The sequence below is a fragment of the Spirillospora sp. NPDC029432 genome, from assembly GCF_040703975.1.
Lineage (GTDB): Bacteria > Actinomycetota > Actinomycetes > Streptosporangiales > Streptosporangiaceae > Spirillospora.
In genome coordinates this window covers 23,359-43,967 of record NZ_JBEZWH010000056.1, presented here as the reverse complement: position 1 = coordinate 43,967, position 20,609 = coordinate 23,359, and the positions used below count along the sequence as shown (strand labels likewise).

Below are 20,609 nucleotides of genomic sequence, written 5' to 3'. Positions count from 1 at the left end.
CGTACTCCCGGGCATCAGCGGCCGGTCCCGCGCATGCGGCCCAGCAGCCCGGTGTCGTACGCGCCGGCCACGAACTCCGGCGTGTCCAGCACCTCGGCGAGCAGCGGCAGGTTCGTCGGCAGGCCCTCGATCCGGAACGCGGCGACGGCGGCGCGGGCCCGCGCCAGCGCGGCGGCCCGGTCGTCGCCGTGCACGCACAGCTTCGCGAGCAGGGGGTCGTAGAACCGGGTGACGGTGTCGCCCTCGGCGTACCCGGCGTCGATCCGGATCCCGTCGCCGACCGGCTCCTCCCAGATCTTGATCTCGCCGGCGGCGGGCACCGAGCGCACCGGGTCCTCGGCGTACACCCGCAGCTGGATCGCGTGCCCGCGGGGCGGGGCCGGGGTGAACGACACCGGCTCGAACGACGCGATCCGCAGCTGCTGCTCCACCAGGTCGACGCCGGTGACCAGCTCGGTGACCGGATGCTCCGTCTGGAGGCGGGTGTCCATCTCCAGGAAGAAGAACTCCCCCGTCGCCGGATCGACCAGGAACTCGACCGTGCCGGCGCCGCGGTAGCCGACGAGCTCGCCCGCCCGCACGGCCGCGGCCAGGATCCGCTCGCGCAGCTCCGGGGCGAGGCCGGGCGACGGCGACTCCTCGATCACCTTCTGGTGGCGGCGCTGCACCGAGCAGTCCCGCTCGCCGAGCGCGAGGACGGTGCCGTCCACCAGGCCGAGGATCTGCACCCCGAGGTGCCGGGCGTTCTCGACGTAGCGCTCCAGCAGGATGTCGTCGCCGCCGGTGTGCCCGTCGGCGGCCCTGCGGACGGTCTCGTACGCCTCGCGCAGCGCGGCCTCGCCGTACACCGCCGCCAGGCCGATGCCGCGGCCGCCGGTGGCCGCCTTGACCATCACCGGGTAGCCGATCCGCTCGGCCTCCTCCGCGGCCGTGGCGGCGTCCGGGACCGGCTCCCAGACACCGGGCGCGACCGGGATCCCGGCCTCCTTCATCAGGTTCCGCGCGTTGATCTTGTCGCGCATCCGGCCGATCGCCGCCGACGGCGGGCCGATCCAGCCCAGCCCGGCGGCCTCGACCGCGCGGGCGAACGCGGCGTTCTCGGCGAGGAACCCGTACCCGGGATGGACGGCGCGGGCCCTGGTCCGCCGGGCCGCCTCCATGATCCGGGGAACGTCGAGGTAGCTCTGCGCGGCGGGGGCGGGCCCGATGAGGATCGCCTCGTCGGCCTCGGCGACGAACGGCAGGTCCGCGTCCGCCTCGGAGTACACCGCGATCGCCTTGAGCCCCAGACCGCGGACGGTGCCGATGATCCGGCTGGCGATCTCGCCGCGGTTCGCCACGAGTACGGACTCGTACACCTGGGCCCACTCCTCTGTGCTCTTCGCGTCCCGGCCGGCGGCGGGGTCTCGCGATGGAGATCCTAGGCTAGCCGCGGGGGCGGCGGTCGACGACGCGGCTGAGCGCCTCGACGACGGCGGGATCGTACTCGGCGGCCGAGTCCAGCCGCAGCCGCTCCAGCACGGCGGCGCCGCGGTCGCGGTCGGCGGAGTCGCCGACCAGGTCGTCGTAGGCGTTGGCGACCTTGATGATCCGGCTGGCCAGCGGCGGCCCGGACGCGCCGGCCGCGGGAGCGGCGCCGGGCCCGCCGGCGGCGCGGTACGGGTGCGACGACAGCTGGACGATCGCGGCGACCCGGTCCAGCACCCCCGTCTCCTTGATCACCTCGGCGCCCAGTTCGGCGATCCGGCGCTGCTCGGCGGGCGAGGCCAGCACGGTGGCGCCGCCCGGGATCGGGTCGCCTAGGGAGAGCTGGCCGATGTCGTGCATCAGCGCCGCGTACTCCAGCTCCAGCAGCTCCTCCTCGGACATGCCGAGCTCGCGGCCCATCGACACCGACAGCGCCGCCACCCGCCGCGAGTGGCCGGTCTCCACGTACCCGCCGACCTCGGTGACCCGCGACAGCGCCCGCACGGTCTGCAGGTAGGTGGCGCGGATGCCGGCGTAGCGGCGGAACGCGAACTGCGTGACCAGGATCGGCGCGGTGAACACCAGCAGCGCGGCCGGGCCCATCACGGTCGTCGCGACCGCGATCAGCATCGCGGTGGCGCTGGTGGCCGCGCACAGCGCCAGCTTCGCGCGGATCTCGTCGCGCACCACGATCCCGAACCGGGCCCGGACGGCCTCCGCCCGGATCAGCGCCGCGATCAGCACGTCGCACAGGCAGGACAGCACGACGGCCAGGCCCATCATGGCCAGCAGCACCTGCCAGTCCAGGCGCAGCTCCAGCAGCGGCCGGAAGCACAGCGCGACGGTCGCGACCGTGAACAGCCGGCGCGACATCGCGTCCAGCCGGGCCGGGCGGCCGACCGCGACGTGCGGCAGCGAGCCGACCAGCATGCCGGCCGCGGTCACCGCCACCACCTGCAGCGGCGAGTGGGCCGCCTGGACGACCCCGAGCAGGGCGTCCGGCGGCGCGCCCTCCGGCCCGATGCCGACCAGCAGCGCGTAGCCGATGCCGGCCGCGCCGGCGATCGGCGCGACCTCCCGGTTGCCGGGCATGACCATGCGGAACAGCTCGCCGAGCGCGATCAGCACACCGAACACGATCGCGACCTCGGGCTGGACCAGCCCGACCGCGGCGACCTGGGTGACCGCGACCAGCGCGAACAGCCCGGCGGTGGCGATCAGGAGCAGCTGGCCCGAGTCGATGGTCTGCCAGGCGGCCCGCTCCCGGGTGCGCATCTGGGTGCTCATCGGATCCTTTTCTAGCGGCGGATGCCGTCGCCGGTCTCGGGGACGCCCTCCCCGGCGACCCGGATCGGGGCGCTCGGGTCGTCGTGGTCCTGCTGGGTGGTCTCGGCGATGTCGTCCTCCGGCAGCACCACCGGCTTGGGCGGCTCCCAGCCGTCGCGTTCCAGCGCGCTCAGGAACGCCTCCACCATGTCGGGGTCGAAGTGATCGCCGGCGCAGCGCCGCAGCTCCTCGACGGCCTCCTCGACGGTGCGGGCGGCGCGGTAGGAGCGGGTCGAGGTCATGCAGTCGAACGCGTCCGCGATCGAGATGGCCCGGGCGAACTCGGGGATCTCGTCGCCGGCCAGGCCCATCGGGTAGCCGCGGCCGTTCATCTTCTCGTGGTGGTGCATGATCCCGGCGAGCGCCTCGTCCAGGAACCCGATCTCCCGGACGATCTCCAGCCCGCGCATCGGGTGCAGCTGGATGGCCGCGAACTCCTCCTCGGTCAGCGACCCGGACTTCTGCAGGACCTTGGTCGGGACGCCGAGCTTGCCCACGTCGTGCAGCATCCCCGCGTACCGGATCGCCTCGACGCGGTCGGGCCGCATCCCGACCTCCTTGGCGATCATCACCGAGCCGCGGGAGACGCGCTCGGAATGGCCGCGGGTGTAGTAGTCCTTCGTCTCGACCGCCTGGCACAGCGCGGCGAGCGTGGCGGCGTGCGCCTGCTGCTGCGCGCGGGTCTGCTCCAGCGCCCAGCGCGCGATGAACAGCGGCAGCAGCACCAGCACCGCCGCGAACGGCCCGATGCCGACCCGCGACCACAGGCCCGCGATCAGCAGCCCGAACATGCCGTACCCCAGGCAGCCGAAGGCCAGCGCGCCGCTGGCGCCCAGCAGCTCGCGCGCGGTCGCCTGCCGGCTCAGCAGCAGGATCCCCGCCACCAGCAGCATGTTGACCAGCACGAACGTCACCAGCGCCGCGACGAACGGCCCGATCACGTGCTCGACCCACTTGGCCTGGCCGGGCTCGAAGCGCTGCCCGCCGAGCGCGCCGAAGACGACGCCCGACGCGTACCCGCACAGCGCGAACTGGGCGCCGTTGAAGATCCGCTTGACCGGCGCGAACAGCCGCTGCCCGGTGACGATCGCGCAGACGCCGAGCAGCGCGGCGCCGGCCGGGCCCAGCAGCACCACCGAGGCCAGGCTGGCGGCGAAGCTCAGCGAGACGCGGGCGCGCTCCACGTTGAGGAGGGCCGGCGCGGAGTCGCAGATGAGGAAGAGCATCGCGAGCACGGCCAGCGCCCGCCAGTCGAGCCCGTCGTACGACGCCGTCGCTATGAGCCCGGCCGCCAGCGCCACCACGCCGCAGACGTACGCCCATGCGGCGGGAGGTAGTCCACGCATGCCGCCCCCTCGGGAGTCGACGTCTCCCTGCTGTGCGCCGGGATCCGTTAACGGGCCCCCGCATGTGTCCCCGTCGCTGATTTCGGCCCAAGCCTAACGCGGGAGGCGCAGGTCACACAGGCAAGCGGAGAATCGCGTGCAAAGCGTGAAGCAATCGTCACCGGCCGGCGCGGCCGCGCGCCCAGGCGACGGTCTCCGCGAGACCCTCGCGGAGCGCGACGCGGGGCGCCCAGCCCAGCCCGGCGCGCGTGGCCTCCGGATCGACCGCCATCGCGGGCAGGTCGCCGAGGCGCGGCGGCGCGAACTCCGGCTCGTCCGGCGCCCCGGCGGCCGCCGCGACCAGCGAGTGCAGCTCGCGGTCGGTGGTCTGGAGGCCGGTGCCGACGTTGAACCGGCCGCCGCCGCCCTGGTCGCCGGCGGCGCGGGCGAAGGCGTCCACGACGTCCAGGACGTACACGTAGTCGCGGGTCTGCTTGCCGTCGCCGAAGACCTTGGTGGGGCGGCCGGCGAGCAGCGCGTCGGTGAAGATCGAGATGACCCCGGCCTCGCCCTCCGGGGTCTGCCGCGGGCCGTAGACGTTGGCCAGCGTGAGGGTGGTGAAGTCCAGGCCGTGCAGGGCCTTGTACATGCGCGCGTACACCTCGCCGGTGACCTTGGACGCGGCGTACGGCGAGGCGGGCCGCAGCTCGGCCGAGGCGGGGACGGGCAGCGCGTCCGGCACCCCGTACACGGCGCAGCTGGAAGTGAAGACGATCTTGCGGGTGCCGGCGGCGCGGGCGGCCTCCAGCACGTTCGCGGTGCCGACGACGTTGGTCCGGGCGTCGCCCAGCGGGTCGGCCACGCTGGCGCGGACGCTCACCTGCGCGGCGAGATGGCAGACCACCTCGGGCGGGCGGGCGGCGATCCGCCCGGCGAGCGCCGGATCGGCGACGTCCATCCGCCACAGCTCGATGTCGTCGCGGACGTTGGCGCCGGACGACAGGTCGTCCAGGCCGACGACCTCATGGCCGTCGGCGAGCAGCCGGTCGACGAGATGGGAGCCGATGAAACCGGCCGCGCCGGTGACGAGTACGCGCACCCCAGCACGATACCGAGGCGCGGCGCACGGGTCCGGTCAGGCGCCGGTGGGTTTGGCCGGCTGAGACGGCTGGGACGGCTGTGCGGGCTCGGCTCCCTCGCCGCTCCGGATCTCGCCGCAGATCTGCTCGATCTTGCCGAGCACCTTGGCGCGCAGGTCCTCCGGGGCCGGCTCGCACCCGCACGACTTGCCGACGAGCTTCTTGACGGCCTCTTCGAGGCCGTACTCGCGCAGGCACGGGCCGCACTCGTCGAGGTGCTCCTTCACCTCCCCGCAGCCGCCCTGGTCGAGTTCACCGTCCAGGTACGTGTAGACGCGGGCCAGCACTTCGTCGCACGGCGTCTCGTGGTGGTTGCCACAGCTCATGGCTCACTCACCCTTCCCGCTCGCCCGGGTCAGGCCGCGATCCCGGGCGTAGTCCTCCAGCATGCCGCGAAGCTGCCGCCGACCGCGGTGCAGACGCGACATCACGGTTCCGATCGGGGTGCCCATGATCTCGGCGATCTCCTTGTACGCGAAGCCCTCGACGTCCGCGAGGTAGACCGCGATCCGGAACTCCTCCGGCAGGTCCTGCAGGGCCCGCTTCACGTCGGAGTCGGGCAGGTGCTCCAGCGCCTCGGCCTCGGCCGACTTCAGGCCGCTGGAGGTGTGCGACTCCGCCCGCGCGAGCTGCCAGTCCTCGATCTCCTCGGTGTGAGCCTGCTGGGGCTGGCGCTGCTTCTTGCGGTAGGAGTTGATGAAGGTGTTGGTCAGGATCCGGTAGAGCCAGGCCTTGAGGTTCGTGCCCTCCTTGAACTGGTGGAAGGACGCGAAAGCCTTGGCGAAGGTCTCCTGAACGAGATCCTCGGCGTCCGCCGGGTTGCGCGTCATGCGCAGCGCGGCCGAATACAGCTGGTCCAAGAACGGGAGCACGTCGCGCTGGAACCGCTCCTGGCGCTGCTCCACGGTCTCCGTGGTGCCCGGTACCTGACCCACCCCCTCCGCTGTGGTGACGCCGGTGGCGTCGTCCCTCACAGACGATAGCGGTCCACGCTGCCTCACCACGCCGCCGGGGGCTGGCACGCCGCCCAGGGGCGACGCCGCCGCGGCCTCTCCCGCGCGCTCGGCAAGGGCTGTGGTCATGGGGCGCACCTCCGCTGAAACGAATCGTTCCCGTGCCCTGCGCCGGGCGTGCCGGGTCGGATCCGGTCACCCCGTAACCGTGTCGTTCGGCGCGCGGCGCATGGGCGTTATGAGACGGTGCAACGCCGGTACGGCCCGGTCGATTCCCGATTCCGGGTACGCGTAGGGCATGCGGAAAGGAGGCGGACGCCATCCCGATCTGTACGGAGGGTGATGTCCGGGCTCCCAGGGGGAAGAAGTGACATACACGGCGAGAACAGGAGCAAACCGTTGCTACCGGTGCCGGCGCGACCTCCCGAGCCCTCCGTCGCCTCACTGCGGGACTCCCCCGGCGATCCGCCGGGCGACGGCGAGTCGCTCGCCCTCTACTGGCGGTTCTACTGGGCCGTCGCGGAGGCGCAGCTCGCGCGCTGGCTCCCCCGGCACCCCTCCCGGATCCTCGACCTGGCCGGCGGCACGGTCGGCAGCGGCGCCCAGGCCGCCGCGGCCGGGCACCGGGTGATCGAGGTCCTCGATCCCCAGCTGAACTCCCATCCGACCCCCCACCCGGACCCCGGGCCGTCCGGGCCGGGCGGGCCGGGCGGGCGGGCGCGGCGGGTGATCGCCGACTCCGGCGCGCTGGGCTTCCTCGCCGACGGCTGCGTGGACGCCGTGATCGCAGAGAACCGGGTGCTGTCGCGGCACCTGGTCACCGAGGCGGCCGTCGCGGAGATCGCCCGGGTGCTGCGGCCGGGCGGCCGGGTGCTGCTCTCGGTGGACTCGCTCACGCTGGGCATGGCGCTGCTGGCCGAGCAGAAGCGCTGGGCGCACCTGTCGGACGTCCCGAGCGCCGAGGTCGTGCTGGTCCCGTGGCCGGACGGCACCATGACCCGCTGCTTCCTGGCCGACCAGCTGCGCGAGCTGCTCACCGACGCCGGGCTGGAGGTGGAGTGGGTGCGGCCGCGCACGGTGCTGTCGCCCTCGACGGTCGAGCACGTGCTGGCCGCCTCGCCGCGCGCCCTGCCCCGGCTGGTGCGCACCGAGCTGAACGCCCCGCTGAACGACGACTCGCTGGGCGTCCACCTGCTGGCGAGCGCCCGCCGCCCTGATCGTCCGGGCTAGGGCGGGGGCTCCGGGACGGGGCCCGGCGCGGGGGTCGGCGCGGGGATCAGCGCATGGCGCGGTCGTGCTTGGTCTGGCAGGCGACGCAGCGGGCCGCGTCGGGGCGCACCTCCAGGCGGCCCTCGGGCACCTGCTTCCCGCAGCCGAGGCACTGCCCGTACGTCCCGGCGACGACCCGCTCCAGCGCCGCGCGCACCGCCGTGCGGTGCCGTTCCATCGACTCGAGCGCGGCCTCGACGCGGTCGCTGTCGGAGAGGCCGGACCCGGCGTCGGCGGCCGGGATCTCGCGCTCGGGGTGCTCACCCTTGAGGACCGCGATCGAGCGGTCCAGGTCGGCGAGCATCGCCTCCAGTCGGCTGCGGGCGGTGGCGGTGTCCACGGTGCCGGAACTCCTCCCGGTACGCCCCGGACCCGGGGCTCGCCTCCGACCGCCGACTGCGCCGGCGGTCAGAACAAGGTGTCGGATTGTTTGCCAGAACTATCCCCATCCGACAGAGGTTTTATGAGCTCTGGACCGTTGTTTCTTACGTTGTTGACCGCCTTTGACACGGGTTGCGCCGACATGGTGCCGCTCATCGCGGGCACCAGCAGGCCCCGCACCTGCTCGGTGTCGGTCAGCTCCGGATCGAGCCAGGCGTCCCACCGCTCCCGCTCCACGACCATCGGCATCCGGTCGTGGATGCGGCCCAGGTCGTCCGGCGCGTCGGTGGTGATGACCGTGCAGGTCCAGACCCACTCCCCCTCGGGGTCCTTCCACAGCTCGTACAGCCCGGCCATCGCCATCACGGCGCCGTCGTTCGGGTGGATGTAGAACGGCTGCTTCTGCGGCTTCCTCTTGCCCTTCTTCTGCTCCGCGGCAGGGTCGGCGGGCTCGTCCCCCTGTTCTTGGATCGTGTACCACTCGAAGTAGCCGTCGGCCGGGAGCAGGCAGCGGCGCCGGGCGAAGGCGCGCTTGTACGACGCCTTCTCGTGCACCGTCTCCATCCGGGCGTTGATCATCCGGCTGCCGATGGAGAGGTCCTTGGCCCACGACGGCACCAGGCCCCAGCGCAGCGTGCGCAGCTGCCGCACCGCCGCGGCCTCCTCCTCCGCGTCCCCGGCGCCTTGGGAGCCCTTGGCGTCCTTGCCGTCCTTGGCGGGCTTCGGCGCCCTGGTCAGGATCGCCGGGACCTGCTTGGTCGGTGCGACGTTGTAGTCGGGCTGCAGATCATCCTCGGTGGCGTCGAGCTGCACCTGGAACTCGTCGAGCAGTTCCTGGCGCGCCCGGGCCGTGGCATATCGACCGCACATGGGTACATCCTGCCTCGTCCGCGCGGTACGTCCGGCGGACCGGCCGGAGCGGGTCCGGTTCCGGCCCCCGCGCGGCCGCGCGGCGTGTGCTTGACCCCGTACGCGCTGGGCATGTAGCCGTGCATGCGACCCATCACGACCCTGGCCCGCCCGCTCGTGGCGGCGCCGTACATCATGACCGGGCTGGAGACGCTCCGCGACCCCCGCCCGCGCGCCGAGCAGGTGGCGCCCACCGTCAAGCCGATCGCCGACCGGCTGGAGTGGCTGCCGACGAAGGACCCCGAGACCCTCGTCCGCGCCCAGGGCGCGCTCAGCCTCGGCACCGGCGTGCTGCTGCTCACCGGCCGGTTCCGCCGGCTGACCACGCTCCTGATGGCCGCCCAGCTGCTGCCCACCCTGGCGACCGAGCACCACTACTGGACCGAGGACGACCCCGAGCGGCGCGGCAGCGAGCGCTCCCACCTGCTGAAGAACGCGGGGCTGTTCGGCGCGCTGCTCATGGTCGCCACCGAGCCGCGCCGCTCCCCCAAGGTGGCCGAGCTGCGGCGGCAGGCCCGCGAGGCGCGGCTCCAGGCGGGCGCCGAGACCAAGGTGCTGCGCCGGGAGACCGCGGCGGAGATCAGGAACGCCCGCCGGGAGATGGCCCGGCAGGTCCGCGAGGCCCGCGCGGAGGCCAGGCGCCGGTCGCGCGGCCGGGGCGGGCCGCGCGCCGCGTCCGCCGCGTCCGCGCAGGCGTCCAAGGCCGCCGCCAAGGGCTCCAAACTGGCGGCCAAGGGCTCCAAGGCCGCGGCCAAGGGCTCCCGGGCGGCCGGCGCGAAGACCGCCACGTTCGGCCGGGCCGCGGGCGCCCGGGCGGCGAGCGCGCGGAAGGCCGGCGCGAAGCGGATCAAGGCCGCGCGGCGCTGACCGGCCGCCACCGCCGGGCGTCCCGTTCCCGAAGGGAACCTTAAGAAAGGCTCAAAGGCGTTGAACCCGGGGCCCGGTCGGGCCCGTACTGCCTGCTGACCGTCCCTCCAGGGCTCCCCCGGCAGTACGGGAACCCCCGACCCACGGAGACGCCCGGCCATGGCAGCACCAGGAACGGCCGGCCCCGCGACCGGCGGGCTGCGGAGACTCGTCCGCCGCCCGCGGCCCGCGCCGGCCGACGACGAACGTCTCGTCGCCGAGCTGTACCGCGAGTACCACCGCCCGCTGCTGTCCTTCGTCCTGCGCCTGACGGGCGGGGACCGGCAGTGGGCGGAGGACGTCGTCCAGGAGACGATGATCCGGGCCTGGCGGAGCGCGGACCGGCTGGACGCCCGGTCGGCCTCGCTGATGCCCTGGCTGGCCACCGTCGCCCGCCGTATCGTGATCGACAACCGGCGGCACCGGGAGGTCCGGCCGCCCGAGGTGGGCGATGGGGCGCTGGAGAACCTGCCGATGGCGGACGAGATGGACGGCCTGCTGCGCAAGGTCGTGGTCGCCGAGGCCCTCCGCGCGCTGTCGGCGCCGCACCGCGAGGTGCTCACCGAGACGGTGCTGCGCGACCGCACGGTCAACCAGGCGGCCGAGGTCCTCGGGATTCCGGTGGGAACGGTCAAGTCCCGCGTCTATTACGCGCTGCGCGCGCTGCGTGTCGCTTTGGAAGAGAGAGGGGTGACGGCATGACCTCCGAGGTCGAGCACACCGATGTCGGCGCCTACGCCCTGGGCCTGCTGGAAGAGGACGACCGGAGGGCCTTCGAGGCGCATCTTCTCCACTGCGGTTCATGCGCGGCCGAATTCAGGGAATTGTCCGGGACGGCTACAGCACTGACGGAGATCCGGGATTTTCGCGACGCGGTCGAGGAGCCGGCCCCTGAACCGGAGCGGCCGGCGGAGCCGCCGGGCGCGGTGGTCGATCTGCTCCGCGAGCGGCAGCGGCGGGCGCGCCGCGCCCGCCGCGGCACGTACGTGATCGGGTCGGCCGCGGCCGCGGTGCTGCTGGCGACCGGCGTCACGGTCGGCGCCGCGGTCACCGGAGACGGCTCGCCGGCGCCCGGCCACGACCATGGCCCGGCGCGCGCCCTGGTCATCTGGGGCGAGCGGAAGACCGCCCAGGACGCGAGCACCGGCGCGTCCGGCGTCGTGGGCCTGGAGAGCAAGGGCTGGGGCACGCACGTGGGGCTGGAGCTGCGCGGCGTGCGCGGCCCGCTGAAGTGCCGCCTGGAGGCGGTGTCCGCCACCGGTGAACGGTCCGTCGTCACCGGCTGGGCGGTCCCGCCCAAGGGCTACGGCGTCCCGGGCTCGGAGGCGCCGCTCGTCACCCACGGCGGCACCGCGATCCCGCGCGAGCGCATCGACCGCTTCGAGGTGGTGAAGGAGGGCGGCGGCAAACTGCTGACCATTCCGGTCTGACCACCCGAATCATTTCCCCTTTTCTCGCCGCCCGGCCTGCTCCACGGCGGCCTACCGTCCGGCCCGGTGTTTCCCACACCGGGCCGGACTTTTTTTGCGGCCCGAAAGATTGATAGCCCGACCGGATCAATCACATCGATAAAGAAATCGAAAACCTTTTGAACCCCCGCCCGAGGCGGTCCCGTGCGAATGGGTGAAGGGCTGCGGGGCCCTTCTTCGATCAGGAACCCGAATAACCTCAAGGGGCCAGTCATGTCCGTTCGCAAATTCGTGCTGCCCGGAATCGCCGTCGCGGCGCTGGTCGCCACCGGCGCCGGTATCGCCACCACGACCGTCTCCGAGTTCACCGGCTCGTTCGCCGGCACCGCGTCCCGTACCGGCACCCACGACCACGGCGCCCCCGCGCTGCCCGCCGGCGACGGGCCCGGCAAGGGCGACATCACGTACCTGGCGGCGAGCCTCCTGGGCCGCAACGAGGTCCCGGCCGCCGACGGCAAGGCCACCGGCGACCGGGACGGCCGCGCGCAGGCCCTGGTCCGGATCCAGGGCGACCGGCTCTGGTACGCGATCCGCTGGCAGGACGTCGCAGCCCCCACCGCGGGCCACATCCACCTGGGCTCCGCCGGCGTGAACGGCGCGATCAAGGTCCCGTTCTTCGCGGGCGCGCTCCCGGAGACGTCCCGCGCCGTCGCCGGCTCGGTCCGCGTCACCGACCGGACGGCCCTCGCCCAGCTGAAGAAGAACCCGGTCGACTTCTACGCCAACCTGCACACCGGCGAGTTCCCCGGCGGCGCCGTACGCGGCCAGTTCCACCGGCTGAACCGCCCCGCCGACCTCAACGGGATCATGAACGGCGGGGCGTCCCCGACCCTCCAGTCGCTCTCCGACGGCGCCCAGGAGGTCCCGAACAAGGAGGGCAAGGCCACCGGCGACCCCGACGGCCGCGCCACCGCGTTCGCCCGCAGCCACGACGCGATGGTCTCGTGGAGCTTCACCTGGACGGGCATCGCCGCCCCCACCATCGGCCACATCCACCGCGGCCCCAAGGGCGCCAACGGCCCCATCGCCGCCGACCTGTTCAGCGCTCCCCGCGGCCTGCCCGCCGGCGTCACCGGCCTGGCCGGCATGACCCAGGTCGGCCCCGCCACCGCTGAGCGCATCATGGCCGACCCGGCCGGCCACTACACCAACCTCCACACGGCCGAGTTCCCCGGCGGTGCTGTACGCGGCCACCTCGCCCCCGTCACCGGCACGCAGCCCAAGGCGTTCGCCAAGCCCGTCCTGCGCGGCGCGCAGATCTACCGCTGCACCCCGCAGCCCGACGGCGGCCACGCGTTCACCCAGGACGGCGTGACCGCCGTCCTCGGCGACGGCATCGCCCACTCCTTCGTCAAGCCCGGCCCGTCCGGCCCGCCGCAGTGGATCGCCCCCGACCGCAGCGCCGTCACCGGCAAGGCCGTCACCAAGTCGTTCAACGGCGACGGGAACATCCCCGAACTCGTCCTGGACGCCACGCAGACCGGCGCGAAGCGCGGCCTCCTGTCCGGCACCAGCCAGATCCTCCGCCTGAACACCATCGGCGGCGCCGCCCCGTCCGGCCCCTGCGCCCCCGGCACGACCACCCGCGTCCCGTACCGCGCCGACTACCTCTTCATGGACTAGAACGAACCCCCGACCGCGCCCGCCGTACGCATCCCCCCGTACGGCGGGCGCTCTGTGTTCATTGCGCGCGCGAGCGGCGTCGTCGCCTGGCGGCTCCTCCTTGTCGCGCACGCGGCGAGCGCTGCATCGCTCCGTCTCGCCTGGCGGCTCGCTGCGCGATCGGATTCTCGCGGGCTCGAATCCGCCTTCGGACGCGCTCGCGACGCCTCGGGTCCGTTCCACCTGAGCAGGCGCGCCGGGGTTGCCGGGGAGGCAATAAACTCCTTTCATGTCCTCGTCCTCACCTCACTGGCTCGCGCCGGTCGCCGCCGCGCCGGTCGACGCCACCGTTCCGCTGCCCGGGTCCAAGTCGATGACCAACCGGGCGCTGATCCTGGCGGCGCTCGCCGAGGGGCCGGGGACGGTCGTGCGGCCGCTGCGCAGCCGGGACACCCTGCTCATGGCGGACGCGCTGCGCGGGCTCGGGGTCGGGATCGTCGCGGAGGACGACGGCTGGCGGGTGAGCCCGAACGAGCTCGCCGGGCCGGCCCAGGTGGACGTCGGGCTGGCCGGGACGGTGATGCGGTTCCTGCCGCCCGTCGCGGCGCTGGCGCGCGGGCCGGTGGACGTGGACGGCGATCCGCGGTCCCGGGAGCGGCCGATGGGACCGATCCTCGCGGCGCTGCGGGCGCTCGGCGCGGAGATCGACGACGGCGGCCGCGACGCGATGCCGTTCACCGTCCGCGGTACGGGCGCGGTGGCGGGGGGCGCGGTCACGATCGACGCCTCCGGCTCGTCGCAGCTGGTGTCCGGGCTGCTGCTGGCGGCGCCGCGGTTCGCCAAGGGCGTCGAGGTCCGGCACGAGGGGCCGCCGGTGCCGTCGGCGCCGCATCTGGAGATGACCGTGCGGATGCTGCGCGAGGCCGGCGCCGCGGTCGAGACGGGCGATAACGTGTGGCGCGTCGCCCCCGGCGCGATCCAGGGCCGCGAATGGGTGATCGAGCCTGACCTGTCCAACGCGGCGCAGTTCCTCGGGGCGGCGCTGGTGACGGGCGGGCGGGTGACCGTGCCCGGGTGGCCGGACGACACCGCGCAGCCCGGCGACGCGCTGCGGGGGCTGCTGGCGCGGATGGGCGCCGAGGTCGCGGCCGGTCCGGACGGCCTGACCGTGCGGGGCACGGGGACGTACCAGGGCATCGACGCCGACCTGCACGAGGTCGGCGAGCTGACGCCGGTGCTGGCGGCGCTGGCCGCGCTGGCGGGCACGCCGTCCCGGCTGACCGGCATCGCGCACCTGCGGGGCCACGAGACCGACCGGCTGGCCGCGCTGGTCAGCGAGATCAACGGGCTGGGCGGGGACGTCCGGGAGCTGCCCGACGGGCTGGAGATCAGGCCGCGGCCGCTGCACGGGGGCGTGTTCCGCACGTACGACGACCACCGGATGGTGATGGCCGCGGCGGTGCTCGGCCTGGCCGTGCCGGGGGTCGAGGTGGAGAACGTCGCCACCGTGGGCAAGACGCTTCCGGGCTTCACGGAGCTGTGGGGCCGCATGCTGACCGGAAAGGGCTGACCACTGCCGCCACGCCGAGTTCGCGACTACGACGAGGACGACGTCAGGGTACGGCCCGGGCGCCGCGGTTCCCGGCCGCGCACGCGCCGCCGCCCGGCGCACGAGGACGCGGTCGGGGGCTTCGTCACGGCCGTGGACCGGGGCCGCTACCGCTGCCTGGTCGGCGAGGGCACCCCGGACGCGCGGATCGTGACCGCGATGCGCGCCCGCGAGCTGGGCCGCAAGGGCGTCGTGGTCGGCGACCGGGTGGCGCTGGTCGGGGACGTGTCCGGCCGGCCCGACACGCTCGCCCGGATCGTCCGGGTGGAGCCGCGCTCGTCGTCGCTGCGCCGGACGGCCGACGACAGCGACCCGTTCGAGCGGATCATCGTGGCGAACGCGGAGCAGCTGGTCATCGTGACCGCGCTCGCCGACCCCGAGCCGCGCCCCCGGATGATCGACCGCTGCCTGGTCGCCGCGTACGACGCGGGCATGGACCCGCTGCTCTGCCTGACCAAGGCCGACCTGGCGCCCGCGACCGACCTGGTCGAGGCGTACGCGCCGCTGGGCGTCCCGTACGTGGTCACCCGGCGCGGCGGCGACCGCGACGGGCTGCGCGGGCACCTGTCCGGCCGGACGAGCGTGCTGGTCGGCCACTCCGGCGTGGGCAAGTCGACGCTGGTGAACGCGCTGGTCCCGGCGGCCGAGCGGGCGGTGAGCCATGTCAACGCGGTTACCGGCCGTGGCCGGCACACGTCCTCGTCCGCGATCGCGCTGGAGCTGCCGGGCGGCGACGGCTGGATCATCGACACCCCCGGGGTGCGCAGCTTCGGCCTGGCGCACGTCCGGCCGGAGAGCGTGATCGACGCGTTCGAGGACCTCGCCGAGGGCGCCGCCGAGCGCTGCCCGCCGCACTGCGACCACCTGCAGGACAGCTGCGGGCTGGACTCCTGGGTCGAGGACGGCCGCGCCAGCCGGGCCCGCCTCGACTCCCTCCGCCGCCTCCTCACCAGCCGCGAGGGCGACGCCGAATAGGCCGTGTTCCCCTCGTTCCCCGCGTTCCCCTCGTTCCCGGGACGGCCAACGCCCTCGCGCGGGGGGCGATGCTGGCTATCGTCCTCGTATGACCCCCCGAATGATCTCCTCCCGCTACGAACTGGTGGAGCTGCTGGGCCGCGGCGGGATGGGCGCCGTCTGGCGGGCCGTGGACCGGACGCTGGACCGGGAGGTCGCGATCAAGGAGGTCGCGCTGCCGCGCGGGCTCGACGAGGCCGCGGTGGAACGGGTGTACGCGCGCACGTTCCGGGAGGCCCGGTCGGCGGCGCGGCTCGACCATCCGGGGATCGTGACCGTGCACGATGTGATCGAGGAGGACGGCCGGCCCTGGATCGTGATGCGGCTGGTCCGGGCGCCCGCGCTGGACCGGGTGCTGGCGGACGGCGGCCCGCTGCCGGCGGCCCGGGCCGCGGCGATCGGCCTGGACCTGCTGGACGCGCTGCGCGCCGCGCACGCCGCCGGGGTGGTGCACCGCGACGTCAAGCCGGGGAACGTGCTGCTGCCGGAGCACCGCGCGGTGCTGACCGACTTCGGCATCGCGACGATGGCCGGGGACGAGACCCTCACGCAGGCGGGCGCGATCGTGGGCTCCCCCGCGTACCTCGCGCCCGAGCAGGCCCGCCACCAGCGCGCGACGCCCGCCTCGGACCTGTGGTCGCTGGGCGGGACGCTGTACGCGGCGGTCGAGGGCCGCCCGCCGTTCCAGCGCGCCGACCTGTGGGGCGTGATGGCCGCCGTGCTGACCGACGACCCCGATCCGCCGCGCCTCGCCGGCCCGCTGGCTCCGGTGCTGGACGGGCTGCTGCGCAAGGAGCCCGAGCGGCGGCTGAGCCACGACGAGACCGAGCGGCTGCTGCGGCAGGCGGCGCGGGGCGCGCCGGCTCCGGTCTGGGTCCCGCCGGGCGGCCGGAACGTGACGCTCCCGCCGCCCGTGGCGCCCCCGACGGTCGAGACCCCGCTGCCGCCCGCCCGGCGGAGCGGCCCGCGCTGGCCGGTGATCGTTCCCGCGGCGGTGCTCGGCGCGATCGTGGTGGCGGGCGCGGTGGTGCTCAGCCTGTTCGTCGCGAACTCCTCGGGCGAGAGGCCGCAGGCCTCGGGCTCGCCGGGGACCTCGGCGGCGTCCCCGTCGGCGCAGTCGACCGTCGTACCGGACGGCTATAAGGAGTACCGCGGCCCGGTGTTCGCGGCGGCCGTGCCCCGCGCGTGGAAGGAGGACGCCGGGAACGCCCCCGCCGAGACGACGTTCAACGATCCCGAGGTGAAGAACCGCCGGGGGATCGTCGTGCAGAAGGTCGCGAGCACCACCGGCAGGGAAGGCGAGTACCTGGCGCAGGCCGAGCGGAGCATGCGGACCCGGTACGAGAACTACGAGCGGCTGTCGTTCGATCCGTCCGTGCCCTATCTGGGCGGGACGGCCGCGCAGTTCGAGTTCACCTTCACCCGCGAGGGCGTGAACGGCCGGGCCAGGGTGCGGCTGCTGTCGTTCGACGGCTCCCTCTACCTGATCCTGATGATCTCGCGCGCCGATCTATGGACGGGCAGCACCGGGACGTTCGACACCTTCCTCGGGACGTTCCGCCATTCCTGACGCCGGAATTGTGATGGCATGGGCGGATGGAGCGACGCACGTTCCTCGCCGCGCTGGCGGGCTCGGCAGCGGCCGGGTGTGCCGGCGAGGACCGGCCGCCCGCGCCACGCCGGGAGCCGCCCGCCGCGGCGCGGCCCGCGGCGCGGCCGACCGGGCCGGCCGGCTGGAAGGCGCTGGAACGGGGCCTGGAAGGCCGGCTGATCAGGCCGGACGACGCGGACTACGACCGGGCGAGGCGGCTCTACATCCCGCGCTACGACCGGGTCGGGCCGGCGGGCATCGCGTACTGCGAGAGCGCGGCGGACGTGGCCGAGTGCGTGGCCTTCGCGACGCTCACGAGGACGCCGCTGGCGGTGCGGAGCGGCGGCCACGACTACGCGGGCCGCTCGACCGGGACGGGGCTGGTCGTCGACGTGTCGCCGATGGCCGGCGTCCGGGCGGAGGGCGGGCGCGCCGTGGTCGGGGCCGGGGCGCGCCTCATCGACCTGTACGGCGGGCTGGACGAGGCGGGCGCCGGCGTCCCGGCCGGGACCTGCCCGACCGTGGGGGTGGCGGGGCTGGCGCTGGGCGGCGGGCTCGGGGTGATGTCGCGGGCGCACGGGCTGACCTGCGACTTCCTGGAGGCGGTACGGATCGTCACGCCGGACGGCCGGATCCGGGACTGCGACGCGCGGCGCGACCCTGAGCTGTTCTGGGCGTGCCGGGGCGGCGGGGGCGGCAACTTCGGGGTGGCGGTGGAGTTCACGTTCCGGACGTTCCGGACCGGTGACGTCACGACGTTCGCGCTGCGCTACCCCTGGTCCCGGGCCGCCGCGGCGATCGGCGGCTGGCAGCGCTGGGCGCCGGCGGCGCCGGACGGGATCTGGAGCGGCCTCCAGCTCAACACCGAGCCGTCGGCGGGCGCCCCGACCGTGGACATCACCGGCGTCGCGCCCGGCGACCACGATCTGGAGCCGCTGGTGGCGGCGATCGGGCACGACCCGTCCGGGGACGACTCCCGGCGCCGCCCGTACCTGGAGGCGATGAAGTTCACCGGCGGGTGCGCCGGGCAGAGCACCGAGGAGTGCCACGCCCAGGGCGATCTGCCCGGCCAGCGGCCCGGCGGGCGCTTCCCGCGGACCGACTACTCCGGCAAGTCGCACATCGCGTACAGGCCGCTCACCGAGGCCGGGATCGGCGCGCTGCTCGGCCGCTTCACCGGCGGGAACGGCGTCGCCGGACGCTCGGTCCTCATGGACGCGATGGGTGGGGCGATCGCCCGCGTGAGGCCGGGCGACACCGCGTTCCCGCACCGGCGGGCGCTGTTCTGCGTCCAGTACCTCGCGAACGGCGGCGACCTCGGCTGGCTGCGCGCCGCGCACCGGGCCATGGAGCCCCATCTCGGCGGCGCCGCGTACGTCAACTACGTCGATCCCGACCTCGACGACGGGGGCCGCGCCTACTACGGCGCCAACCTCGGCCGGCTCGCGAGGGCCAAGGCCGCCTACGACCCGGGAGCGCTGCTGCGCGCACCGCAGGGCGTCACCCGCTCGTGAGCTCCTCCAGCAGGCTCCGCGCCTGGGACTCGGCCTCGGCCAGCGCCCGCACGTGCGCCGGGGCCAGCTCCTCCACGCACCGCGTCATCGCGCCGGTCACCTGGCTGAACGCCGCCTCCTCCGCGCCGCGCAGCGCGGCCCGCACGGTGGCGGCGCGGGTGCCGAGCGCGGACCACTCCAGCTCCAGCCGGGCCACCGCCTCGTCGAACGCCCGCGCCGTCTCGGCGCCCTCCTCCGCCAGGTCTCCGGGCACGGGCCCGCGGCCCGCCTGCCTGGCCCGGGCGGACAGCGCCGAGATGCGCCCGGCCAGCGCGAGCCCCTCGCGGGCGAGCGGCAGCACGTCGTGGATCAGGTCGGTGACCGCCTTCGCCAGCTCCTCGACCCGGGTGAGCAGCAGCTGCGTGGCCTCGTCCAGCCCGCCGGACGTGGCGTCCGCCACCCGCGCGGCCGCCTCCCGCTCCCACCGCGCCACCAGCGGGACGATCTCGCCGTCGAGCCGGTCGCGCTCCGCCTCGCCGGCGGGGAGCCGCTCCTCCCACTCGGCGCGGATGCGGTCGATCCGCTCCCGCCCGGAGGCGGCGATCTCGGCGGCGACCTCGTCCAGCGCCTCGTTCGAGCGGGCCTTGAGCCGCTCGACCCGGTCGTAGAGCGCCTCCCGCTTGAACGGGTCGTTCAGCTCGTTGAGCAGCGCCTGCAGGCGCCGCGACACGTCGATGGCGTGCTCGGCCAGGGGGACGAGGCGGTCGGCGAGCTCGTCGAGCGTCCGCGCGCGGCGGGGGTCGGTCAGCTCGGCCACCCACGGGGGAAGGTCGTGCGCCATGCCATCATGCTCCCACTTCCGTGTAGCGTGGCACGCCGTGGCGGGCTATTCCGATGACCTGCGTCTCGCGCATGTGCTGGCGGACGGGGCCGACGACATCACGACCAAGCGCTTCCGCGCGCTCGATCTCGACATCGAGACCAAGCCGGACCTGACCCCGGTCAGCGACGCCGACCGGGGCGTCGAGGAGCAGATCCGCGGGACGCTCAAGCGGGCCCGGCCGCGGGACGCGGTGATCGGCGAGGAGTACGGGAAGACCGGGTTCAGCCAGCGCTGCTGGATCATCGACCCGATCGACGCCACCAAGAACTTCGTCCGCGGCGTCCCGGTGTGGGCCACGCTGATCGCGCTGATGGAGGACGACGAGGTCGTGGTCGGGCTGGTGTCGGCACCCGCGCTGAACCGGCGCTGGTGGGCGGCGCGCGGCGGCGGCGCCTGGACGGGCCGGAGCCTGTCCCGGGCCACCCGGATGCAGGTCTCGTCGGTCACCGAGATGTCGGACGCGTCGCTGTCGTTCTCCAGCCTGTCCGGCTGGGAGGAGCAGGACCGGCTGGACCGCTTCCTGGACCTCACCCGCACGGTGTGGCGGACGCGGGCGTTCGGGGACTTCTGGTCGCACATGATGGTGGCGGAGGGCGCGGTCGACATCTCCACCGAGCCCGAGGTGTCGCTGTGGGACCTGGCCGCCCTCCAGGTGATCGTCGAGGAGGCCGGCGGGATGTTCACCGACCTGTCCGGCGTCCCCGGCCCGGACGGCGGCAGCGTGGTCTGCACCAACGGCAAGCTGCACGCCGAGGTCCTGCGCACGCTGGGCGGCGGCCAGCTCTCGCTGCGCATCTGACCTGGTCGGGGGCTGGCTTCCCGCGGACTCGCGACATATCGTGGAACGACCGCTCGCGTGCGATCGTTCTCGATATGGGCGGCCCGTACGGAGGTAGAAGATGTCGACCCAGATGAAGTTCGTGATCGGCGGCGTCGCCGCGTTCCTCGTCCTGTCGATCCTGGGCTGGTGGACGGTGGCGCTGATCGTGCTCGGCGTCATGGCCGTACCGGCCGTGCTCTACATGATGCTCGACCCGTCGCAGCGCCGCCGGGTCCGCGCCCAGTCCCGCAAGCGCCTGGGCGGCTGATCGGTGCCCGAACGGATCCCAAGCGTCGCGATCGCGTCCGAAGGCAGGTCCGAGCGCAGGCGAGAACCTGATCGCGCAGCGAGCCGTCAAGGCGAGTTCGGAGCGATGCGGCGATCGCCGCAGTGCCCGCCGAAGGAAGGCCGCCAAGGCCTGACGCCAAGGGCACTGCCATAAACGCAGCGCGG

20 protein-coding genes are annotated in these 20,609 nt (G+C 74.2%); 11 read left to right on the top strand and 9 right to left on the bottom strand.

The window, feature by feature from the left end; translation table 11 throughout:
• Positions 1–14: 14 nt before the first annotated feature.
• The 6 genes from AB0881_RS31805 to AB0881_RS31780 all read right to left on the bottom strand — a co-directional run bounded on the left by AB0881_RS31805 (position 15) and on the right by AB0881_RS31780 (position 6,192).
• Positions 15–1,358, bottom strand: a complete 1,344-nt coding sequence (locus tag AB0881_RS31805) for a biotin carboxylase N-terminal domain-containing protein (RefSeq protein ID WP_366622875.1) — start codon at positions 1,356–1,358, stop codon at positions 15–17.
• A gap of 67 nt (positions 1,359–1,425) precedes the next feature.
• Positions 1,426–2,754, bottom strand: coding sequence for an HD domain-containing phosphohydrolase (locus tag AB0881_RS31800; protein ID WP_366622874.1), 1,329 nt, complete (start codon positions 2,752–2,754; stop codon positions 1,426–1,428).
• Positions 2,755–2,765: 11 nt separating this feature from the next.
• Positions 2,766–4,139 carry an HD-GYP domain-containing protein gene (locus AB0881_RS31795; RefSeq protein WP_366622872.1) on the bottom strand — a complete coding sequence of 458 codons (1,374 nt, stop codon included), beginning with the start codon at positions 4,137–4,139 and terminating at the stop codon, positions 2,766–2,768.
• Between the two features lie 157 nt (positions 4,140–4,296).
• Positions 4,297–5,217, bottom strand: a complete 921-nt coding sequence (locus AB0881_RS31790; RefSeq protein ID WP_366622871.1) for an NAD-dependent epimerase/dehydratase family protein — start codon at positions 5,215–5,217, stop codon at positions 4,297–4,299.
• Positions 5,218–5,253: 36 nt separating this feature from the next.
• Positions 5,254–5,583: a mycothiol system anti-sigma-R factor gene (gene rsrA / locus AB0881_RS31785; protein ID WP_366622869.1), complete on the bottom strand. Its 330-nt coding sequence runs from the start codon at positions 5,581–5,583 to the stop codon at positions 5,254–5,256.
• Positions 5,584–5,586: 3 nt separating this feature from the next.
• Positions 5,587–6,192: a sigma-70 family RNA polymerase sigma factor gene (locus tag AB0881_RS31780; RefSeq protein WP_366622898.1), complete on the bottom strand. Its 606-nt coding sequence runs from the start codon at positions 6,190–6,192 to the stop codon at positions 5,587–5,589.
• A 426-nt stretch (positions 6,193–6,618) separates the two neighbouring features.
• Here AB0881_RS31780 and AB0881_RS31775 point away from each other — a divergent pair, with 426 nt between their 5' ends.
• On the top strand, positions 6,619–7,440 hold the full coding sequence (locus AB0881_RS31775) for a methyltransferase domain-containing protein (RefSeq protein WP_366622867.1): 822 nt from the start codon (positions 6,619–6,621) through the stop codon (positions 7,438–7,440).
• A gap of 46 nt (positions 7,441–7,486) precedes the next feature.
• Here the strand turns inward: AB0881_RS31775 and AB0881_RS31770 are convergent, their stop codons facing one another.
• Together AB0881_RS31770 and AB0881_RS31765 are read right to left on the bottom strand one after the other, a co-directional pair.
• Positions 7,487–7,819, bottom strand: a complete 333-nt coding sequence (locus AB0881_RS31770; RefSeq protein ID WP_366622866.1) for a TraR/DksA C4-type zinc finger protein — start codon at positions 7,817–7,819, stop codon at positions 7,487–7,489.
• A gap of 68 nt (positions 7,820–7,887) precedes the next feature.
• On the bottom strand, positions 7,888–8,730 hold the full coding sequence (locus AB0881_RS31765; RefSeq protein WP_366622865.1) for an SOS response-associated peptidase: 843 nt from the start codon (positions 8,728–8,730) through the stop codon (positions 7,888–7,890).
• Positions 8,731–8,853: 123 nt separating this feature from the next.
• On the opposite strand from AB0881_RS31765, the gene AB0881_RS31760 reads away from it, so the two are divergent.
• From AB0881_RS31760 to AB0881_RS31725, 8 genes are all read left to right on the top strand, one after another.
• The gene (locus tag AB0881_RS31760) at positions 8,854–9,636 is read left to right on the top strand and encodes a DoxX family membrane protein (RefSeq protein ID WP_366622863.1); all 783 of its coding nucleotides are present in this window, start codon (positions 8,854–8,856) and stop codon (positions 9,634–9,636) included.
• A 159-nt stretch (positions 9,637–9,795) separates the two neighbouring features.
• Positions 9,796–10,377 carry a sigma-70 family RNA polymerase sigma factor gene (locus AB0881_RS31755; protein ID WP_366622861.1) on the top strand — a complete coding sequence of 194 codons (582 nt, stop codon included), beginning with the start codon at positions 9,796–9,798 and terminating at the stop codon, positions 10,375–10,377.
• Positions 10,374–11,105, top strand: coding sequence for a zf-HC2 domain-containing protein (locus AB0881_RS31750; protein ID WP_366622859.1), 732 nt, complete (start codon positions 10,374–10,376; stop codon positions 11,103–11,105). Before AB0881_RS31755 ends, AB0881_RS31750 begins: the two co-directional genes overlap by 4 nt.
• A gap of 252 nt (positions 11,106–11,357) precedes the next feature.
• Complete coding sequence (locus AB0881_RS31745) at positions 11,358–12,767, top strand: CHRD domain-containing protein (protein ID WP_366622857.1); 1,410 nt, start codon at positions 11,358–11,360, stop codon at positions 12,765–12,767.
• A gap of 268 nt (positions 12,768–13,035) precedes the next feature.
• Entirely contained in the window at positions 13,036–14,316 is a 1,281-nt protein-coding gene (gene aroA / locus AB0881_RS31740) for a 3-phosphoshikimate 1-carboxyvinyltransferase (protein WP_366622855.1), read from the top strand.
• 3 nt (positions 14,317–14,319) lie between these two features.
• Complete coding sequence (rsgA, locus tag AB0881_RS31735) at positions 14,320–15,330, top strand: ribosome small subunit-dependent GTPase A (protein WP_366622896.1); 1,011 nt, start codon at positions 14,320–14,322, stop codon at positions 15,328–15,330.
• Positions 15,331–15,418: 88 nt separating this feature from the next.
• The gene (locus AB0881_RS31730) at positions 15,419–16,939 is read left to right on the top strand and encodes a serine/threonine-protein kinase (protein ID WP_366622853.1); all 1,521 of its coding nucleotides are present in this window, start codon (positions 15,419–15,421) and stop codon (positions 16,937–16,939) included.
• Between the two features lie 26 nt (positions 16,940–16,965).
• Positions 16,966–18,474 carry an FAD-binding oxidoreductase gene (locus AB0881_RS31725; protein ID WP_366622851.1) on the top strand — a complete coding sequence of 503 codons (1,509 nt, stop codon included), beginning with the start codon at positions 16,966–16,968 and terminating at the stop codon, positions 18,472–18,474.
• Here AB0881_RS31725 and AB0881_RS31720 read toward each other — a convergent pair.
• The gene (locus AB0881_RS31720) at positions 18,461–19,294 is read right to left on the bottom strand and encodes a hypothetical protein (RefSeq protein WP_366622849.1); all 834 of its coding nucleotides are present in this window, start codon (positions 19,292–19,294) and stop codon (positions 18,461–18,463) included. The genes AB0881_RS31725 and AB0881_RS31720 overlap by 14 nt on opposite strands.
• 37 nt (positions 19,295–19,331) lie before the next feature.
• Between AB0881_RS31720 and hisN the strand changes: the two genes are divergently transcribed.
• Complete coding sequence (gene hisN, locus AB0881_RS31715; protein WP_366622847.1) at positions 19,332–20,135, top strand: histidinol-phosphatase; 804 nt, start codon at positions 19,332–19,334, stop codon at positions 20,133–20,135.
• Positions 20,136–20,235: 100 nt separating this feature from the next.
• The gene (locus AB0881_RS31710; RefSeq protein WP_366622845.1) at positions 20,236–20,424 is read left to right on the top strand and encodes a hypothetical protein; all 189 of its coding nucleotides are present in this window, start codon (positions 20,236–20,238) and stop codon (positions 20,422–20,424) included.
• The last annotated feature ends 185 nt before the right edge of the window (positions 20,425–20,609 follow it).

Excerpts from the sequence above, each read along its gene's own strand:
- AB0881_RS31800 (WP_366622874.1), bottom strand. The coding sequence starts at position 2,754 with ATGAGCACCCAGATGCGCACCCGGGAGCGGGCCGCCTGGCAGACCATC.
- AB0881_RS31795 (WP_366622872.1), bottom strand. The coding sequence starts at position 4,139 with ATGCGTGGACTACCTCCCGCCGCATGGGCGTACGTCTGCGGCGTGGTG.
- rsrA (WP_366622869.1), bottom strand. The coding sequence starts at position 5,583 with ATGAGCTGTGGCAACCACCACGAGACGCCGTGCGACGAAGTGCTGGCC.
- AB0881_RS31765 (WP_366622865.1), bottom strand. The coding sequence starts at position 8,730 with ATGTGCGGTCGATATGCCACGGCCCGGGCGCGCCAGGAACTGCTCGAC.
- AB0881_RS31760 (WP_366622863.1), top strand. The coding sequence starts at position 8,854 with ATGCGACCCATCACGACCCTGGCCCGCCCGCTCGTGGCGGCGCCGTAC.
- AB0881_RS31755 (WP_366622861.1), top strand. The coding sequence starts at position 9,796 with ATGGCAGCACCAGGAACGGCCGGCCCCGCGACCGGCGGGCTGCGGAGA.
- AB0881_RS31750 (WP_366622859.1), top strand. The coding sequence starts at position 10,374 with ATGACCTCCGAGGTCGAGCACACCGATGTCGGCGCCTACGCCCTGGGC.
- AB0881_RS31745 (WP_366622857.1), top strand. The coding sequence starts at position 11,358 with ATGTCCGTTCGCAAATTCGTGCTGCCCGGAATCGCCGTCGCGGCGCTG.
- aroA (WP_366622855.1), top strand. The coding sequence starts at position 13,036 with ATGTCCTCGTCCTCACCTCACTGGCTCGCGCCGGTCGCCGCCGCGCCG.
- AB0881_RS31730 (WP_366622853.1), top strand. The coding sequence starts at position 15,419 with ATGACCCCCCGAATGATCTCCTCCCGCTACGAACTGGTGGAGCTGCTG.
- AB0881_RS31725 (WP_366622851.1), top strand. The coding sequence starts at position 16,966 with ATGGAGCGACGCACGTTCCTCGCCGCGCTGGCGGGCTCGGCAGCGGCC.
- AB0881_RS31720 (WP_366622849.1), bottom strand. The coding sequence starts at position 19,294 with ATGGCGCACGACCTTCCCCCGTGGGTGGCCGAGCTGACCGACCCCCGC.
- AB0881_RS31710 (WP_366622845.1), top strand. The coding sequence starts at position 20,236 with ATGTCGACCCAGATGAAGTTCGTGATCGGCGGCGTCGCCGCGTTCCTC.